Annotated in this window: 19 protein-coding genes and 1 riboswitch; of the genes, 18 read left to right on the forward strand and 1 reads right to left on the reverse strand. The window is 61.2% G+C overall.

Annotation, left to right across the window (positions count from 1 at the left end; translation table 11 throughout):
* The first annotated feature begins 21 nt into the window (after nucleotides 1-21).
* The 4 genes from ACILRC_RS09565 to ACILRC_RS09580 all read left to right on the forward strand — a co-directional run bounded on the left by ACILRC_RS09565 (nucleotide 22) and on the right by ACILRC_RS09580 (nucleotide 2,722).
* Nucleotides 22-366 carry an ArsR/SmtB family transcription factor gene (locus ACILRC_RS09565; protein WP_395669135.1) on the forward strand — a complete coding sequence of 115 codons (345 nt, stop codon included), beginning with the start codon at nucleotides 22-24 and terminating at the stop codon, nucleotides 364-366.
* A gap of 154 nt (nucleotides 367-520) precedes the next feature.
* Nucleotides 521-823: a c-type cytochrome gene (locus ACILRC_RS09570; protein WP_395669136.1), complete on the forward strand. Its 303-nt coding sequence runs from the start codon at nucleotides 521-523 to the stop codon at nucleotides 821-823.
* A 9-nt stretch (nucleotides 824-832) separates the two neighbouring features.
* Complete coding sequence (locus tag ACILRC_RS09575) at nucleotides 833-2,116, forward strand: FCSD flavin-binding domain-containing protein (protein WP_395669137.1); 1,284 nt, start codon at nucleotides 833-835, stop codon at nucleotides 2,114-2,116.
* Between the two features lie 3 nt (nucleotides 2,117-2,119).
* Nucleotides 2,120-2,722, forward strand: coding sequence for a c-type cytochrome (locus ACILRC_RS09580; protein ID WP_395669138.1), 603 nt, complete (start codon nucleotides 2,120-2,122; stop codon nucleotides 2,720-2,722).
* Between the two features lie 23 nt (nucleotides 2,723-2,745).
* Here the strand turns inward: ACILRC_RS09580 and ACILRC_RS09585 are convergent, their stop codons facing one another.
* Nucleotides 2,746-3,837: a YeeE/YedE family protein gene (locus ACILRC_RS09585; RefSeq protein ID WP_395669139.1), complete on the reverse strand. Its 1,092-nt coding sequence runs from the start codon at nucleotides 3,835-3,837 to the stop codon at nucleotides 2,746-2,748.
* A gap of 70 nt (nucleotides 3,838-3,907) precedes the next feature.
* On the opposite strand from ACILRC_RS09585, the gene ACILRC_RS09590 reads away from it, so the two are divergent.
* The 14 genes from ACILRC_RS09590 to ACILRC_RS09655 all read left to right on the forward strand — a co-directional run bounded on the left by ACILRC_RS09590 (nucleotide 3,908) and on the right by ACILRC_RS09655 (nucleotide 16,266).
* On the forward strand, nucleotides 3,908-4,426 hold the full coding sequence (locus tag ACILRC_RS09590) for a thioredoxin fold domain-containing protein (RefSeq protein WP_395669140.1): 519 nt from the start codon (nucleotides 3,908-3,910) through the stop codon (nucleotides 4,424-4,426).
* A gap of 94 nt (nucleotides 4,427-4,520) precedes the next feature.
* On the forward strand, nucleotides 4,521-4,829 hold the full coding sequence (locus ACILRC_RS09595; protein WP_395669141.1) for a c-type cytochrome: 309 nt from the start codon (nucleotides 4,521-4,523) through the stop codon (nucleotides 4,827-4,829).
* 23 nt (nucleotides 4,830-4,852) lie between these two features.
* A complete protein-coding gene (locus tag ACILRC_RS09600; RefSeq protein WP_395669142.1) occupies nucleotides 4,853-5,203 on the forward strand; it encodes a hypothetical protein in 351 nt (116 codons plus the stop codon).
* Nucleotides 5,204-5,353: 150 nt separating this feature from the next.
* On the forward strand, nucleotides 5,354-6,715 hold the full coding sequence (gene soxC / locus ACILRC_RS09605; RefSeq protein ID WP_395669143.1) for a sulfite dehydrogenase: 1,362 nt from the start codon (nucleotides 5,354-5,356) through the stop codon (nucleotides 6,713-6,715).
* Nucleotides 6,699-7,814, forward strand: coding sequence for a c-type cytochrome (locus ACILRC_RS09610; RefSeq protein WP_395669144.1), 1,116 nt, complete (start codon nucleotides 6,699-6,701; stop codon nucleotides 7,812-7,814). Before soxC ends, ACILRC_RS09610 begins: the two co-directional genes overlap by 17 nt.
* Before the next feature lie 39 nt (nucleotides 7,815-7,853).
* Nucleotides 7,854-8,309 (forward strand): thiosulfate oxidation carrier protein SoxY, encoded by a 456-nt coding sequence (soxY, locus tag ACILRC_RS09615; protein ID WP_395669145.1) that lies wholly within the window; start codon nucleotides 7,854-7,856, stop codon nucleotides 8,307-8,309.
* Nucleotides 8,310-8,364: 55 nt separating this feature from the next.
* Complete coding sequence (gene soxZ / locus ACILRC_RS09620; RefSeq protein WP_395669146.1) at nucleotides 8,365-8,676, forward strand: thiosulfate oxidation carrier complex protein SoxZ; 312 nt, start codon at nucleotides 8,365-8,367, stop codon at nucleotides 8,674-8,676.
* Between the two features lie 49 nt (nucleotides 8,677-8,725).
* Nucleotides 8,726-9,526: a sulfur oxidation c-type cytochrome SoxA gene (gene soxA / locus ACILRC_RS09625; RefSeq protein WP_395669147.1), complete on the forward strand. Its 801-nt coding sequence runs from the start codon at nucleotides 8,726-8,728 to the stop codon at nucleotides 9,524-9,526.
* A gap of 18 nt (nucleotides 9,527-9,544) precedes the next feature.
* On the forward strand, nucleotides 9,545-10,198 hold the full coding sequence (gene soxX, locus ACILRC_RS09630) for a sulfur oxidation c-type cytochrome SoxX (protein WP_395669148.1): 654 nt from the start codon (nucleotides 9,545-9,547) through the stop codon (nucleotides 10,196-10,198).
* Nucleotides 10,199-10,251: 53 nt separating this feature from the next.
* Nucleotides 10,252-11,985: a thiosulfohydrolase SoxB gene (gene soxB, locus ACILRC_RS09635; RefSeq protein WP_395669149.1), complete on the forward strand. Its 1,734-nt coding sequence runs from the start codon at nucleotides 10,252-10,254 to the stop codon at nucleotides 11,983-11,985.
* Nucleotides 11,986-12,184: 199 nt separating this feature from the next.
* Nucleotides 12,185-12,799, forward strand: a complete 615-nt coding sequence (locus ACILRC_RS09640; protein ID WP_395669150.1) for a Crp/Fnr family transcriptional regulator — start codon at nucleotides 12,185-12,187, stop codon at nucleotides 12,797-12,799.
* Between the two features lie 70 nt (nucleotides 12,800-12,869).
* Nucleotides 12,870-13,061, forward strand: coding sequence for a DUF2892 domain-containing protein (locus tag ACILRC_RS09645; protein ID WP_395669151.1), 192 nt, complete (start codon nucleotides 12,870-12,872; stop codon nucleotides 13,059-13,061).
* A gap of 28 nt (nucleotides 13,062-13,089) precedes the next feature.
* Nucleotides 13,090-13,322, forward strand: a riboswitch (cobalamin riboswitch).
* A gap of 164 nt (nucleotides 13,323-13,486) precedes the next feature.
* Entirely contained in the window at nucleotides 13,487-15,403 is a 1,917-nt protein-coding gene (locus ACILRC_RS09650) for a TonB-dependent receptor (protein WP_395669152.1), read from the forward strand.
* On the forward strand, nucleotides 15,403-16,266 hold the full coding sequence (locus ACILRC_RS09655; protein ID WP_395669153.1) for an ABC transporter substrate-binding protein: 864 nt from the start codon (nucleotides 15,403-15,405) through the stop codon (nucleotides 16,264-16,266). The genes ACILRC_RS09650 and ACILRC_RS09655 overlap by 1 nt, the downstream gene beginning before the upstream one ends.
* Nucleotides 16,267-16,464: the final 198 nt, after the last annotated feature.

Below are 16,464 nucleotides of genomic sequence, written 5' to 3' on the forward strand. Positions count from 1 at the left end.
CGTTGCTCTCCAACCCCGCCCATGCCTAAGCGTGCACCGCCGATCCTTACCGAACTTGACAAGCCCGAGCATGTCTTCGTGAAGGCAGCCGAGTTGTTTCGCGTGATGGCGGCGCCCATGCGCCTGAAGATCATCAGCTGCCTGTGCGACGGCGAGCAAAACGTGAACTACTTGCTCAGCAAGATCAACACCACCCAGCCCAATATGTCACAGCACCTCAACACGCTGTACCGCTCAGGTGTACTGGCCAAGCGCCGCGATGGCGTGCAGATTTACTACCGGATCGCCAACGCCCAAATCGTCGCCGTGTGCAAAGCCGTGTGCCAGCAGGTGCAGGATGAGGAGCCGGTCTGGGTTTCGCCTTGAGCCTGGGCTGCGCATCGACCCCCAAGCTCCGGGTTTGTACCGTGCGGGGCCCGCAAGGGGCACCGTATCATTCAGCATATAAGTATTGACGGATATCTGGACTGGCGCGCAGGCCAGCCAGCGCGCCCCATGTGTCACTAACTGAGGAGTTTTTGTGAAACAGTTCATTCGATCTATAGCGGCCGGGGCCTTGGGCCTGGCCTGTGGTTTTGCGCAGGCCGACGCGCTGCAGGTGCGCAGCTTGGCGGCATCGTGTTCAGCCTGTCACGGCACCAACGGTGTTGCGCAGCCCGGCATGGAATCTTTGGCGGGCAAGTCCAAAGATGACCTGCTCACCAAGCTGTTGGACTACAAAACAGGCAAAAAGCCCGCCACGCTCATGCACCAGCTTGCCAAGGGCTACACCGACGAACAACTCGAACAAATGGCAGGCTACTTTGCTGCCCTCAAAAAGTAAGGAGCAGCTATGGACCGCCGCCAACTTATCCAAACCGTCAGTGCAGGCGCGCTGATTGGCCCAAGCGCTTTTTTATCCGGCTGCGCAAGCATGTCCACCAACAAGGGCCCCAAGGTGGTGGTCATTGGTGGCGGTTACGCTGGCGCCACGGCCGCAAAGTACATCCGTATGTGGTCGGACTACACCATCCAGGTGACCTTGGTCGAGCCCAATCCCAGCTTTATATCGTGCCCCATTTCCAACTTGGTGGTCGGTGGCGTCAAGACACTGGCAGACATCACCACCCCTTATGACAATTTGGGCAAACGCCACGGCGTGCAAATGGTGCAGGACATGGTGGCGTCCATCGACGTCGAGAAGCGTACTGTCACCTTGGCCAGCGGAGCCAGCCTGCCATACGACCGATTGGTGGTGTCTCCTGGTGTTGATTTCATGTGGGAGGCCTTGCCCGGCATGGCCAGTGCAGCGGCCAAGGAGAAGGTGCTGCATGCATGGAAGGCAGGCGCCCAAACCGTGGCCCTGCGTAAACAGCTTGAGGCCATGCCAGACGGTGGTGTGTACGCTATGTCGATTCCATTGGCGCCGTACCGCTGCCCGCCCGGGCCCTACGAGCGTGCGTGCCAGGTGGCCAACTACTTCAGCAAGTCCAAACCGAAGAGCAAGGTTTTGATCTTGGATGCCAACGAAGACGTCACGTCCAAAGGTCCGCTGTTCAAAAAGGCGTGGGCCGAGCGCTACAAGGGCATTGTTGAGTACCGGCCCAAGCATGCCGTGGCCGATGTCGACGCCCAGACCAATACCCTCAAGTTCGAGTTCAACGACGATGTTAAAGCGCAAGTTCTCAATGTGATTCCGCCGATGCGTGCGGGCGATATCGCAGTCAAGGCCGGTTTGGCAACCGCCAATAAGCGGTGGTGTGAAGTGGACTTTCTTACCTTCGAATCGAAGGCGGCCAAGAACGTACACGTGCTGGGCGACTCTATCCAGATCGCACCGGCCATGCCCAAATCGGGACACATGGCCAACCAACATGGCAAAACCTGTGCCGCGGCGGTGGTTGCTCTGTTGACTGGCAAGGAGCCCAACCCGATGCCGGTTTACAACAACACCTGCTACAGCTTTGTTAGCGAGGAAGATGTGGTGCACGTTGCCAGTGTTCACCGCTACGACCCGGAGAAGAAAACCATGGTCACCGTCGCCGGTTCAGGTGGCGTCTCCAGCGCCGCTAACGAACTCGAAGGTCGCTACGCCCTGGCTTGGGCGCGCAACATTTGGGCTGACACCCTCGCTTGAGCTATGGGAGCGTTGGGCAAAAAAACCTGGCTGCTGGCAGCGTGCTTGCTGGCGGCGCCGGCATGGGGCCAAGCGGACGAAGCGCGCGCCAAAAAGATTGTGGCCGGCGTGTGCTTCATCTGCCACGGCATGGAAGGCGAGTCGTCGAGTGAAGTGTTTCCGCGTTTGGCCGGGCAACATTGGGAGTACACCGCCAAGCAGCTAGACCACTTCAAATCGGGCAAGCGCAAAAGCACCGCCATGGCGGACATGGCCGCCAAGCTGACCCCGGACGAAATGGTGGCTTTGGGCAAGTACTTTGAAAAAATGTCCGTGCCCACCGAGCCGCCCAAGGATACTGAGCTGGCTTTGGTGGGGCGCTACATTTTTCACAGTGGCAACAAGTTCAGCGGAGTGGCGGCGTGCGCGAGTTGCCACGGCAAAGATGGCCTGGGCACTTCGCAACTGCCACGGCTGGCCGGCCAGTACGCTTCGTACATTGAAACGCAACTCAAGAGTTTTGGAAAGCGTGAGCGCACCAACGACAACGCCGTGATGCACGCCATCGTCAGCAGCATGTCGCAACTTGAGATGGCGGCTGTGGCCGAGTACCTCAGCGGCAAGTGAGCGCAGCCTGGTCTCGGTAGACCCTAAGGCGCGGGTGCGCTGTGTGCTTTCAGTGGCCCGTTGGTCGGCGCAACCCGATCGAGCAACCGGTCGGCCAGGCCCGCGCCACCCCACATGCCAATCAGTGCAAGCCACGCGGTAAGTGCAAACACCGCGCCGCCCGACATCCCGGCTCCGACCGCACAACCGCCCGCCAGCATCGAGCCAAAGCCCATCAATACCGCCCCCATGGTGTAGCGCCCCATGCTGTAGCCATCCTTGAAGCCCTCGATCTTCCAGTCGCGCCCCAACAGCGCGCCCATCAACGAGCCAAGGAACACGCCGGGCAACAAGCCGAAGTCAAAACCCACTGCGGTTGTCGACTGCACCAACACACGCATCAGCCACTCGGCCGATGGGCCGCTGAACGTCAGTCCTTGCACGGGAACGATCTCGAACGTTGCGGTAGATACAGCATACGTAAACCACCAGCCAGCGGCCACTGCCAAGCCCGTGCCCAAGCCTCCCAGCCACTTCCAAACACTGTGCGTGCTGCGCATCGAAAAATACAACGCCGCCGCCATCCATACCAAGCCCACCACCAGCCCGCCCCGGTGGTCCATGCCCACAAGGGCCAGCACATCGCGGGCCGCACCCGCGTCAACCGTCCACCAGCCCCACAAGGCCGTGCGCAGGGGTGCCACTGCACCCGACAGCGAGGCTTGTGCAGCGACCGCAAACACCAGTCCGGAGAGCAGCGCGCGCAGGTTGCCGTTGGCTGACAGCACCAACAAGCGGCTGGCGCAACCCCGCGTCATGACCATGCCGACGCCAAAGAGCGTCCCACCAATGAGTGCACCGGAGATGCTGCCGCGTGCGGCGAGTTGCCTGCTGCCGCTGGCATCGAGAGCGCCCACCAAGGTCAGCCACTGCACACCCACCACCGCTGCTGAAAACGCCAAAAGCCAGACCGCCAGCTTCTCACCGCTCTGGCCCCGCCAGAACTCGATCACTGCGGCGCGCAGGCAAAAGCGCGACCGCTGTGCGAAGAAGCCAAACAGCACGCCAATGAGCAGGCCGCCCATGCCCAGCACGGTAGGCTCGCCAAAACGTTCCAAAAGGGCAGTGAGGTCCATAGAATCCTAGTGATAGAGGCGGCCAATTCGAATGCGCCGACGGTACCTGTGACCTAAGCCAATGACTTTGATGCTTCGCAAACCTGTGCAAACCAATCATGCGTTCAAGCTCGCCCGAAGACAGGCATTGCGATGCCTGTCGTCATGGGGTGCGCTGGCCTGGGGTGCCGTGCCTGCGTTGGCGGCAACGACTGCCAGCTTGCCTGTTCCCAAGTCCCTGGCCGAGAGCTTGACCTTGGCGCTGCGCCTGGGTCAGCCATTGGTGGTGATGGTGAGTCTGGAGGGTTGTGCATTCTGCAAAGTGGCGCGCAGCCATTACCTAGCGCCGCTGCAACGCGAGGGACTGCCCGTGGTTCAGATCGACATGCGCACTGCCACGCCGGTGCAAGATTTCCAGGCGCTGGCGACCAACCATGACGCCTTGGTGCGCCAGTGGAACGTGCGGGTGGCTCCGACGGTGATGTTCTTCGGGCCCGGCGGCGTCGAGCTGGCGGACCGATTGCAAGGCGTGTCCAACGCGGACTACTACGGCACCTACTTGAACCAGCGGATCACTGCGGCGCGCGCCGCGCTGTCGCGCTGGGGCTAAGGAATTCTTGAGGCATCTTGTAAGTTAAGTGTTGCTTGTCGCGCATATATTCGTGTATGGTTATGTACTGATAACAAACAGAGGAGACTGCTTTATGAAACTCGTATGGGCTGCTGCGGTGGCGTTGACCACATTGACCTCCCCGGCATTTGCTAGCAAGGAATTGGCGCAAAAGTACGCATGCCTCGCATGCCACGCGAGCGAGCGCAAACTGGTGGGGCCGTCCTACCAGGATGTTGCAAAAAAATACAGCGGCCAAAAGGATGCTGAGTCTTTGTTGGCTGCAAGCATCAAGAAGGGCGGTGTTGGTAAGTGGGGTCCGGTTCCCATGCCTGCACAAGCCGCGCTGAGCGACGCCGACGCCAAGGCCTTGGCCGCGTGGGTGCTTGCGGGCGGCAAGTAGTGGTTGCCGGCAAAGGTTGCACGGTGAACACCAAGTTCAAGCTGTATCCGCGTTGGCTGGCGTCGATCGCACTGGCGGGCGCGTGTTTGACAGCCTTTGGTTTGGTGAGCGCCCAAGTTCCGGCCCTGTACGCTGGAGCGGATTTGGCGCTAGGCGAAAAACTCATTGCCGATAACCAATGCGCCGCCTGCCATCAAAAGCGGGTCGGTGGCGATGGCAGTGCGATGTACCGGCCAGGTGAGCGGGTAACCAACTTAGGCGCACTTCGCGGCATGGTCGAGGCCTGCAACATGCAGCTCAATTTGGGCTTGTTTCCAGAAGAAGTGACGTCGATCGCTGCAGTGTTGAATCGGGACCACTACCGATTCAAGTGATGCCGACGATGCGGGAATGTCCGCATGGATGTCGGTGGTGATATCGATATATTTGCAAGTGCAAATATATAAATTTAATTGCTAGTTCGCAGCGCCAGCCTTCGGGGATGCGGAAGGGGCGGTGTGGTTGAAGCCAGAGGAGCATGTGCAATGCATCAGGAATCCAGGTCCGGTCGGTTGTTGAAGGCGCCCGAGAATTTTCTCAGCCGGACCGATGTGGCCACTGTGTGGGCAGAGGCAAAGCGTGGGCGGCGTGACTTCATGCGCAGTGCCTTCGCTGCCGCGGCGGCCGCAGCCGCGGCACCAGCCGCGTTGGCACAAGCGAACCCGGTACCTTCGCAGGGCGGTGACCCGAACATCTTGACGCTGCCAGAGCACAGCGTCGGGCTCGGCCAAGGCGTTGCGGTTGAAGGTTACGGCAAGCCATCGAAGTACGAGCTCAACGTGCAACGCCGTCAAAGCCCTGGCTTGACCCAAACCACGCAGGCATCCGTGTCGTTTGCGCCATTGCAGTCGCTGTTTGGCATCGTCACCCCCAGCGGCTTGCACTTTGAGCGGCACCACCAAGGATGGTGGGACATCGACCCGTCCAAGCATCGGCTAATGGTCAATGGCATGGTCAAAGCGGCCAAGGTGTTTACCGTGGACGAAATCATGCGCTTGCCAGCGGTGTCGCGCTTTCACTTCATCGAATGTGGCGCCAACACGGCAGTGGAGTGGGGCAATGTGGCCGTACCTACCGTGCAGTACACCCACGGCATGGTGTCGTGCAGCGAGTTCACTGGCGTGCCGCTGATTACGCTGCTGGAGTTGGCAGGTGCCGATCTGAAGAATGGCAAGTTTGTGTTGGCCGAGGGCGCCGACGGCTCCTCCATGACGCGCACCATCCCCATGGAGCTCATCAAGTCAGGCGAGGTGTTCGTGGCTTACGGCCAAAACGGTGAAATGCTGCGTCCAGAGCAAGGCTATCCGCTGCGCCTTATCGTTCCCGGCGTGCAAGGCGTGAGCTGGGTGAAGTACTTGCGCCGCATTGAGGTGGGGGACCAGCCCTATGGCACCAAGGACGAAGCGATTCACTACATCGATTTGCAGCCCAACGGCTTGCACCGCCAGTACACGAGCATCCAGGAAATCAAGAGCGTCGTCACTACGCCATCGGGCGGGCAGGTGCTGCTCGATAAAGGGTTCTACAACATCACCGGGCTGGCCTGGTCGGGCCGTGGCACGGTCAAGCGGGTGGACGTGTCGGTCGATGGTGGCCGCAATTGGCGCACCGCCCGGCTGCAGTCGCCAGTGCTTTCCAAGTCGCTGACGCGCTTTAACATCGATTGGGTGTGGGATGGAACGCCAGCCATCATCCAAAGCCGCGCGGTTGACAGTACCGGCCACGTGCAGCCTACCTACAAGCAGTTGCGCGATGTGCGCGGCACACGGTCCATTTATCACAACAACGCGATCCAGTCTTGGCTGGTTCAAGAGAGTGGCGAGGTGAAGAATGTTCAGGTTTCATAGGGCGCTTGTATTGCTCTCGGCTCTCTGCTGGAGCGCGCTGTCAATTGCCCAGGTGGGCAGCCCATTTCCAGGCATCGGGCGCGACGCTACTACCAAGGAAGTGACGGCTTGGGACATCGATGTGCGTCCCGACTTCAAAGGTCTGCCAGCCGGGTCGGGATCTGTCGCCACTGGACAGGATGTGTGGGAGGGCAAGTGCGCTCAGTGCCACGGATTTTTTGGTGAGTCGGGCGAGGTGTTCAGCCCCCTCGTGGGCGGAGTGACCAAGGAAGATATTCAAACCGGTCGAGTCGCCAAGCTAACGGATGCCAGCTTCCCCGGACGCACCACCTTCATGAAGGTCAGCTCGCTGTCCACGATCTGGGACTACATCAACCGCGCCATGCCCTGGACGGCCCCCAAAACCTTGACCACTGAAGAGGTGTATGCCGTCACCGCGTTTTTGTTGAACCTCAATGGCATCGTGCCCGACAACTTCACCTTGTCAGACAAAAACATCCGTGAGGTTCAACAACGCATGCCCAATCGCAACGGCATGACCACGGCCCACAACATGTGGCCCGGCAGAGAGTTCAATGGCACCAGCAAGCCCGACACCCGCAACGTCATTTGCATGAAGGACTGCGCTCCTGAAGCCAAGGTTGCGTCTCTGTTGCCCGACTTTGCGCGCAATGCGCACGGCAATTTGGCTGAGCAAAATCGACCAGTGGGTGCCCAGCGCGGTGCAGATACCACTCAGCCCGAGCCCAAAGGACCGGGCGCTGCGGCCAAAGTAGCAGTTACTTTGACTAGTGCCGCGCCTGCTGCCAAACCGGCAGAAGCCAAGGCTCCCGCGGCAGGCGGTGTGGACAGCAAGGTGGCAGTGGCTTTGTTGAACAAGCACACCTGCACCGCCTGCCATGGCATGGACAAAAAGATCGTTGGACCGGCGTTCACCGACATTGCCAAGAAGCATGCGGGCAAGGTCGACTACCTTGCCAAGAAGATCAAACAAGGCGGCAGCGGCGTGTGGGGCTCCATCCCCATGCCAGCACAAGCCCTGAGTGAGGCCGATGCCGCGACGTTGGCGATCTGGCTCGCCAACGGTGCAGGCAAATAGTCCGCAACAAAACAACCCAATTTTTTGAAGGAGAAAGCTATGCAAACACGACGCGAAACACTCAAGCGCGCAGCCACGGTGGTAGGACTGCTGGCCGGCACCGGCCTGTTTCCGCAGTACGCAATGGCGTACAACAAATCCGCCTTCGAGGCGAAGAACCTCGCCGATGCGCTCAAGGCCCTGGGCGCCTCCGCGCCCGTAGAGAGCAAGGACGTCAGTATCACCGGCCCCGACATCGCCGAAAACGGCGCGGTGGTCCCACTGACCACAGGCACCACCTTGGCTGGTGTCAAGCACTTGCTGATATTGGTGGAGAAGAACCCCTCCGTGTTGGTGGCTCTTTTCAATGTGAGCGACAGCGTGGAGCCCACTTTTGTCACCCGCGCCAAGATGGGCCAGTCATCGGATGTGTACGCGGTAGCGGTCATGAACGACGGCAAAGCCTTCTTCGCCAAAAAAGAAGTCAAAGTGACATTGGGTGGTTGCGGCGGCTAGGCCTGCGAAACCCCGGTGCTTTCACACAAATCGAAACCATTCCAGGAGAAACAACATGGCAGATCCAATGCGCATTCGCGCCCAGGCAGCGGGCGACAAGGCAACCGTTCGGGTTTTGATGGCCCACGAAATGGAAACCGGCCAACGCCGTGATTCCGCCGGCAATTTGGTGCCGGCTTGGTTCATCAGCGAAGTGACCGCCACCCACAACGGCAAAGCGGTGATGACAGCGGAGTGGGGCTCCGCCGTTTCCAAGAACCCCTTCCTGCAATTCACCATCAAGGGAGCCAAAGCGGGCGACAAGGTGGGTATTAGTTGGAAAGACAACAAAGGCGAAACACGCACCGACGAAGCCACGGTTTCGTAAGCGCAGGCGTCTGCCAACAGACGCTATTCCAACAGCCACAGGAGACAACATGAAGTTAAAAATCGCAGTGGGATTTGCGTTAGCGTGCATGCTCGCGACGACGGCCTATGCGCAGAAAAGCGCTGTGCAGAGCATTGAAGAGTACCGTGCCCTGCTGCAGGACGGCAACCCGGCCGACCTGTTTGAAGCGAAGGGTGAAGGCCTGTGGAAGCAGGCCCGAGGCCCAAAGAAAGCCAGCCTCGAAAAGTGCGATCTGGGCAAGGGGCCTGGTGTGGTCAAAGGTGTGTTTTTGGAGTTGCCGCGCTACTTCGCCGACACCGACCGGGTGCAGGACCTGGAGTCACGCCTCCTGACTTGCATGGAAACCTTGCAAGGCTTCAATGCCGACGAGATCGCCAAGACGGCTTTTGGCAGGGGTGAGCAAGTCAGCGTCACGGCCCTGGCGACCTGGATTGCGGCGGAGTCCAAGGGCGGCAAGTTCCAGCTTTCGCAGGCGCATCCCAAGGAGCGTGTGTCTTACGAGGTGGGCAAGCGTTTGTTCTTCCAGCGTGCCGGACCGCATGACTTCTCGTGCGCGTCATGCCATGGGCAAGAAGGCACCCGCATTCGGCTGCAAGACCTGCCCAAACTCACCAAGAACCCTGGCGATGGAATCGGCTTTGCTGCCTGGCCAGCCTACCGCGTCTCCAATGGACAAATGTGGGGCATGCAGCAGCGCCTCAACGATTGCTATCGGCAGCAGCGCTTTCCCTACCCCGGCTTTGGCAGCGATGTAACGATCGCGCTGGGCACCTACCTGGGCGTCAACAGTGCTGGCGCGGTTTCGGTGGCACCTGCCATCAAGCGATAACACTGCGGGAGATTGGACATGTTTCAACTTAACAAGGCCTGGTCATTGGGAGCCATTGCGGTCCTCTTTGTTGTGGGCTGTGCGTCGACTCCGGGCACTGCTGAACTGGACCGCATCACTGCTGGCGTGGTCAAGGTTGGTTTTCGCGACCAGGGCATTGTCAAAGCCGCTGTGCTGGACACCGACGAAACCAATTTGCTGTGCAGCGCTGCGGATGTGGCCGGTAAGCCTCTGGACGAGGAAACCGCCAAGCGGCTGGAGGCGCAGAACCTGAAGACCGTCCGTTGGCCCTCTGACGGCAAGTTTTTGGGCGATTGGAAAGAGGGCGAAAAACTCGCGCAAAGCGGCCGTGGCCTGACTTGGACCGACGATGCGAAAACCGTCAATGGCGGCAATTGCTACAACTGCCACCAAATGGATCCCAAGGAAATTTCCTACGGCACCATCGGCCCGAGTTTGTACAACTACGCCAAACTGCGCGGCGTGACCGACCCCGCCAGCCCCCAAGCAAGGCCCATCGTGGAATACACCTGGGGCAAGATTTGGAACAGCAAGGCCTACAACGCCTGCTCCAATATGCCTCGGGCTGGGCACATGGGTATCTTGACCGAAGACCAAGTGCGACACATCGTGGCCTTGTTGCTCGACCCCAAGTCCCCCGTCAACCAATAAAGCCCAAGCCTGCCCACGCGGCGTGGGCAGGACGGCTTGCAGATTGCCAAGCGATGAATCTCTCTAAGCGCGAATTTTTTCAGGTGCTGGGTGCGGGCACCATGGCCGGCATGGGCTTGGGCGCATTTGCCGACGCCGATGCCGCCACGGCGTCCAAAGGCCTGTACGACATCGCGCCTTTTGGCTCGGTTTCGTTTTTGCACATGACCGACTGCCACGCACAGCTTTTGCCTGTGTACTTTCGTGAGCCCAGTGTCAACTTGGGCATTGGCAGCATGCGCGGACAGTTGCCGCACTTGGTCGGTGAGCACCTGCTGCGCACAGCGAAGGTGCGTCCCGGTACGGCCCAAGCCCACGCACTGACGTACCTTGACTTTGAAAAGGCGGCACGCCGCTACGGCAAGGTCGGCGGCTTTGCGCACTTGGCGACCTTGGTCAAGCGCCTCAAGGCCAGCCGCCCTGGCGCCCTGCTGCTTGATGGCGGTGACACCTGGCAGGGCTCCGCCACCTCGCTGTGGACCAACGGCCAAGACATGGTGGACGCCTGCAAGCTCTTGGGCGTGGACGTGATGACCGGCCACTGGGAATTCACCTATGGCATGGAGCGCGTCAAAGAAATCGTCGAGAAGGACTTCGCCGGCAAGGTCGACTTTGTTGCGCAAAACATCAAGACCAACGACTTCGGCGACCCAGTTTTCAAGCCCTACGTGATCCGCGAAATCAATGGCGTGCCCTGCGCCATCATTGGGCAGGCCTTTCCGTACACCCCGATTGCCAACCCGCGCTACATGGTGGCCGACTGGGCGTTTGGAATTCAGGACGAGAACATGCAGGCCATGGTCAACGAGGCCCGCGGCAAAGGCGCCCAGGTGGTGGTGGTGCTTTCGCACAACGGCATGGACGTTGATTTGAAGATGGCCAGCCGCGTCACTGGCATCGACGCCATCATGGGTGGCCACACCCACGACGGCATGCCAGTGGCCAGCATCGTGAGCAACCCAGGCGGCAAGACCATCGTGACCAACGCTGGCTCCAACGGCAAGTTTTTGGCGGTGCTGGACTTCGAAGTCAAGGACAAGCGGGTCACCGACTTTCGCTACAAGCTGCTTCCGGTCTTTGCCAACATGCTGCCCGCCGATCCGGCCATGGCGGCGCTGATCCGCAAGATCCGCGCCCCCTACGCTTCCAAGCTGGAGGAAACCCTGGCGGTGACAGAAGGCTCGCTGTACCGGCGCGGCAATTTCAACGGCACGGGCGACCAGCTGCTGCTCGATGCCATGCTGGAGGTTCAGGGCGCTGAAATCGCCTTCTCCCCGGGGTTCCGCTGGGGCACCAGTTTGCTGCCTGGCCAAGCCATCACCCGCGAGTGGCTCATGGACATGACAGCTACCACTTACTCGTACGCTACGCTCACCGAGATGACTGGCAGCACCATCAAGACGGTACTCGAAGACGTCTGCGACAACCTGTTCAATCCCGACCCTTATTACCAGCAAGGCGGAGACATGGTGCGCGTTGGTGGCCTGCAGTACAGCTGCAATCCGGTGGCTGTCATGGGCCAGCGCATCAGCGACATGCGCCTGCACGGCAAAGCCATTGAGGCAGATAAAAAGTACAAGGTGGCTGGCTGGGCGCCGGTCGCTGAGGAAGCCCGCACCGCTGGGAACAAGCCCATCTGGGACATCGTGGAGCAATGGCTCAAAGCCACCAATGGACGGGTAGCGCAGCGCAAACCCAACCAACCCACACTGGGCGGCGTGCTGCCCAATCCCGGCTACGCGGCCTGAACTAACCATCTGGCGCATTGAACCTGGGCGGCCCGGCGCAGCGGCCAAAGGGGTCACGGGGGCCAGAGTTTGGACGCATTGCAAAGGTATTGCGCCAGCCGCTGGGCTTGCATGGTGGGCCCCAGACCGTTAGATGAAAATCGGCCCCGCGTTCATATCAACCATGCAGCCCCCCGAACTTCTTTACCCCGCCCTTATCATGGTTCGCCCCAGCTTAGCGGAGTTGGGCGGGTTGGTCTGTCCGGTGTCGGTCCCTGCGGGTCACGTCTTGTTCAGTGAAGGCGAACCGTGCCAAGGTTTTCCGTTGGTCCTAGAAGGCGAAATCAAGGTGGCTCGTCGTTCAGATGATGGCCGTTCGCTGGAGCTGTACCGGGTGGTGCCGGGCGAACTGTGCCTGGTGTCGTCGGCCAGCCTGTTTCGCGCCAAGCCGATGTCGGCGTTTGGCATCAGCACCCGGCCCAGCCGCTTGCTGTTGGTGAGCCCGCCCGTGTTTCGGCAGTGGCTCGATACACCGGCGTTCCGCGATGAGGTGCTGGGCTTGTTTTCTGAGCGCATGGCCGACCTCACCAGCCTGGTGGACGCCGTGGCCTTTCATCAACTCGACCAACGGCTTGCCGCCGCGCTGCTCGGCCACGGCAGCGATTTGCTGGTCACGCACCAAGCACTGGCCGATGAGTTGGGCACGGTGCGTGAAATCGTCACCCGCTTGTTGCGGCGGTTTGAGCGGGAGGGCTGGGTGGCGTTGGGGCGTGAGCGTATAGCGATACTGGATGGCATGGGGTTGCGCGCCCTGGCCAGCGCACTGTCTAAGTGACTTGGGTCACCGACGATCGCGTTCGCAAGGCGTCTAATGGTCGCTTCAACCACTTTCAAGGAACAGCACCATGACAACCAACGAAGGCAATATCGATCGCGGCTTGCGCGTCCTAGGCGGCCTGGCTCTTATCGCCCTGGCAGCCACCGGCACGGTGGGCCTGTGGGGCTACATCGGCATCGTGCCGCTGGCCACCGGCGCCATTGGCTGGTGCCCGTTGTATACCGTGTTGGGCATCAACACCTGCGCGCTAAAAAAGTAGGCGACTGCACAGAACGCCAAAGCGCGTCCGTTACACTGCTTGCGTTGGTGCTCGCTGCGCAGTTCATGCGCAGCAGTTCAACGGGAAGCAGGGGGGAATGTCCTGACAGACAGACCTAACCTGCGCTGCCCCCGCAACGGTAAGTGGACGAGCCGCCAGGCTCCGCCTTGATCACTGCCACTGGAAGCATCGCGATGCTCTGGGAAGGCGATGAAGGTTGTTCCACCAGCCCGGATACCGGCCAACACGGTCGCTGCGCATGCGCAGTACAACGCCCATGCACTGTCGGGGAAGACGGTGAGGGTTTTTTGTCGGGTTGATTCACCATGTTCTTTCGCCATCTTCGCGCGTACAGGCGCGCTTCTTCGCCTCATCCTTTTTCGCTTCCAAGGTCATTGCTTGGCACCCTTGCGTTAGCCCCCCGCGTGCTAACGCTCGCCATGTGGGGTGCGGTGGGCGCACACGCGCAAACCACGCCAGCGCCTGCGCTCAAAGAGGTGGTGGTGTCGACCAGTCGCTTTGAGGAGCCGGCAGAGACCCTTCCCTACAGCGTCGGTGTCATCACCGCCAAAGACATCGAAACCTCTGGCGCCGCCTCAGTGAGCGAGGCGCTCATCAAAGTGCTGGGTCTGCCGGGTCGGCTCGACACCAGCGGTGGCAACAACTACGCCGTCGATTTGCGCGGCTTTGGCACCACTGCTGGTAACAACCAGGTGGTGATCGTGGACGGACGCCGCCTGAACGACCAGGACTCCACCGGCAGCAACCTCAGCGTCATTCCCATCGACACGGTGCAGCGCATCGAAGTGATGCGCGGCAGCGGCGCGGTGGTGTACGGCGAAGGTGCGACTGGCGGCGTCATCGTGATCACTACCAAAGCCGGTCTGGGCGTGGCCCGGCGCAACAGCGCCGCGTTGGCTGCCAGCACCGGAAGTTTTGGTCTGCGCGAGCTGCGCAGCAGCGCCACGGTGGTTGCGGGCGGGCTATCGCTCGACGTGAGCGGTAGTGACCGCAGCTCTGACGGACACCGCGACAACTTTGCGTCCACGAATAACGGTGCAGGCGCCACGCTGCAGTGGTCCAACGATTGGCTGCGCATGGGTGCCCAGACCTCGCGCAACATACAAAGCAGCGGTTTACCCGGTGCCTTGAGCGCAGCCCAGTACGCGGCCAACCCGGGCCAGGCCAAAGACCCTCTCAACTACGGTCGCCTCAAAAGCGAGATCCACGGTCTGTTTGTCGAGGCCATTGTGGGTGACTGGCAACTTGGCCTGGACTACGGCGAGCGCACCAAGCAGCAGTTCGCCTTCTACGCCCCGTCCTACACCACCGATACCACCATCAACGCCACCAGCACCAATTTGCGCGCCCGCACCGACTTCCGGGGCGCAGGTGTTCGGCACACGGTGTCTGTGGGCGCTGACCAAGGCAACTGGAGCTACCGCGATGTCGGCGCCGCCACCGCGCAAGCGGACAGCGAAGCCATCTACCTAACGGACGACATGCACATCCCTGCCAGCGGCACCCGCATCAGTGTGGGCCTGCGCAGGGAGGCTGCCCGCAAGAGCAAGAGCGATGCGACCACCCAGGTCGACGATTCCTTGACCGCATGGCACCTGGGCCTGACCCAAGAATTGGGTCGGGGCTTGCAGGCGTTCGGGCGTACTGGCAAGAGTTTTCGATTTGCCAATGTGGATGAAATCAACTTCGTCACACCTGGCGCGTCACTCAAGCCGCAAACCTCCAGGGACGTTGAGCTGGGCGCACGTTGGAACAACAGCACCAGCCGCGCTGAATTGCGTTGGTACCGCAGCGATCTGGAGAGCGAGCTGGGCTATGACGCATCCGCCATCGGCCCGTATTCCGCGTTTGGCACCGACGGCGCCAACGTCAACTTCGACCCAACGCAGCGCCAGGGCGTGGAGCTAGAGTTGCGCCACGCGCTGACGCCAGCACTTGCTGTGCACGCCAACGCCGCCCTGCGCGAAGCCCGCTTTGTGTCGGGCCGCTACACCGGAAAGAACATGGCTTTGGTACCGGCCCGCAGCTTGGGCGCGGGCCTGGATTGGTCTGTGGCTGCTGGCCACCAGCTGAACCTGGGTCTGACCTGGGTTGGCTCGCAGAGCCCGGATTTCGACAACGCTTGCACCATGCCCGCCTACAGCACCCTAGATGCCCGGTACGCGGTCACCAATGGCCCGGTCGAGCTGGCCGTGGGTATCACCAACCTGGCCGATGCCAAGTACACCACCCAAGCCTTTGGCTGCACCGCTGGTGTGACTTCGGCCATCTACCCCGAAGCTGGGCGCGCCTTCACCGCCACAGCCAAAGTCAGGTTCTGATGGTGGCCCTGGCCCGCTGGGCCCTGGCGGCGCTGTGGATCTGGGCGTCGCAGGCCGGTGCCGCATTGGTGGTCACCGACGACGCCGGCCAGCGGCTCTCTTTTGCCCAGCCACCCCAGCGCATCGTCAGCCTGCTGCCGTCCTTGACGGAGGTGGTCTGCGCGCTGGAGCGCTGCCATCTGCTGGTCGGCGTGGACCGCTACTCCAACTATCCCGAATCGGTGCGCTCGCTGCCGCAGATGGGCGGGGGGTTGGACCCCAACATCGAGGCCATCGTCGCGCGCCGGCCCGATGTGGTGCTGGCCGCTGTGAACTCGCGTTTTGCCGACCGGCTGCGCGCCTTGGGCATCCGTGTGCTCCTGCTGGACCCACAAAACCATGCCGACGTACGCCGTATTCTGGACACCTTGGGTACGCTATTGGCGGTCCCCGATGCGAAGCGGGTATGGCGCGAGATTGAAGCTGCGATGGCAGCGGCGGCCCGTTCGATCCAGCCCAACGCCCGCGCCGCCCGCGTGTACTTCGAGGTGGGCGCCGGGCCGTTTGCCGCCAGTGAGGCGTCGTTCATCGGCGAGACGCTGACGATCTTGGGTGTGCGCAACACCGTGCCCGCGCGGCTGGGATCATTTCCGCTGCTCAACCCGGAGTACGTGGTGCAGGCCAACCCGGACGTGATTCTGATTGCCCAAAGCGACGCCCCGGGATTGGCCAGCCGCCCCGGCTGGTCGCGCGTTCGCGCCGTACGGGAGGGGCGTGTGTGCGCCCTGGGTCGTGCGGAGTCTGACCTGCTGGTGCGCCCCGGTCCGCGCATGGCGCAGGCGGCCCAGGTCTTGGCCGACTGCATTAACGCCAAGGCGCCTTGAGCGCTGGGCCCTAGGCGCGGGCACTTTGGCGCGTGTCCCTCCGGCGACAAAACCTGTTTTTTTTGGGGTCCCGTTCGCCCCTAGAATCCAAATCCGAACGACCGTTCTTTTTTGTCCGATGTTGCTTCTTCAAGGGATGCCCGCATGACCGCCCACTACCAAGCCCACGGCGATGTCGCCGTCATCACACTCGACAAC

Source organism: Rhodoferax sp., from assembly GCF_044236835.1.
Classification (GTDB): domain Bacteria; phylum Pseudomonadota; class Gammaproteobacteria; order Burkholderiales; family Burkholderiaceae_C; genus Allorhodoferax.

Excerpts from the sequence above, each read along its gene's own strand:
- ACILRC_RS09565 (WP_395669135.1), top strand. The coding sequence starts at position 22 with ATGCCTAAGCGTGCACCGCCGATCCTTACCGAACTTGACAAGCCCGAG.
- ACILRC_RS09575 (WP_395669137.1), top strand. The coding sequence starts at position 833 with ATGGACCGCCGCCAACTTATCCAAACCGTCAGTGCAGGCGCGCTGATT.
- ACILRC_RS09580 (WP_395669138.1), top strand. The coding sequence starts at position 2,120 with ATGGGAGCGTTGGGCAAAAAAACCTGGCTGCTGGCAGCGTGCTTGCTG.
- ACILRC_RS09585 (WP_395669139.1), bottom strand. The coding sequence starts at position 3,837 with ATGGACCTCACTGCCCTTTTGGAACGTTTTGGCGAGCCTACCGTGCTG.
- ACILRC_RS09590 (WP_395669140.1), top strand. The coding sequence starts at position 3,908 with ATGCTTCGCAAACCTGTGCAAACCAATCATGCGTTCAAGCTCGCCCGA.
- ACILRC_RS09595 (WP_395669141.1), top strand. The coding sequence starts at position 4,521 with ATGAAACTCGTATGGGCTGCTGCGGTGGCGTTGACCACATTGACCTCC.
- soxC (WP_395669143.1), top strand. The coding sequence starts at position 5,354 with ATGCATCAGGAATCCAGGTCCGGTCGGTTGTTGAAGGCGCCCGAGAAT.
- ACILRC_RS09610 (WP_395669144.1), top strand. The coding sequence starts at position 6,699 with ATGTTCAGGTTTCATAGGGCGCTTGTATTGCTCTCGGCTCTCTGCTGG.
- soxY (WP_395669145.1), top strand. The coding sequence starts at position 7,854 with ATGCAAACACGACGCGAAACACTCAAGCGCGCAGCCACGGTGGTAGGA.
- soxZ (WP_395669146.1), top strand. The coding sequence starts at position 8,365 with ATGGCAGATCCAATGCGCATTCGCGCCCAGGCAGCGGGCGACAAGGCA.
- soxA (WP_395669147.1), top strand. The coding sequence starts at position 8,726 with ATGAAGTTAAAAATCGCAGTGGGATTTGCGTTAGCGTGCATGCTCGCG.
- soxX (WP_395669148.1), top strand. The coding sequence starts at position 9,545 with ATGTTTCAACTTAACAAGGCCTGGTCATTGGGAGCCATTGCGGTCCTC.
- soxB (WP_395669149.1), top strand. The coding sequence starts at position 10,252 with ATGAATCTCTCTAAGCGCGAATTTTTTCAGGTGCTGGGTGCGGGCACC.
- ACILRC_RS09640 (WP_395669150.1), top strand. The coding sequence starts at position 12,185 with ATGGTTCGCCCCAGCTTAGCGGAGTTGGGCGGGTTGGTCTGTCCGGTG.
- ACILRC_RS09645 (WP_395669151.1), top strand. The coding sequence starts at position 12,870 with ATGACAACCAACGAAGGCAATATCGATCGCGGCTTGCGCGTCCTAGGC.
- ACILRC_RS09655 (WP_395669153.1), top strand. The coding sequence starts at position 15,403 with ATGGTGGCCCTGGCCCGCTGGGCCCTGGCGGCGCTGTGGATCTGGGCG.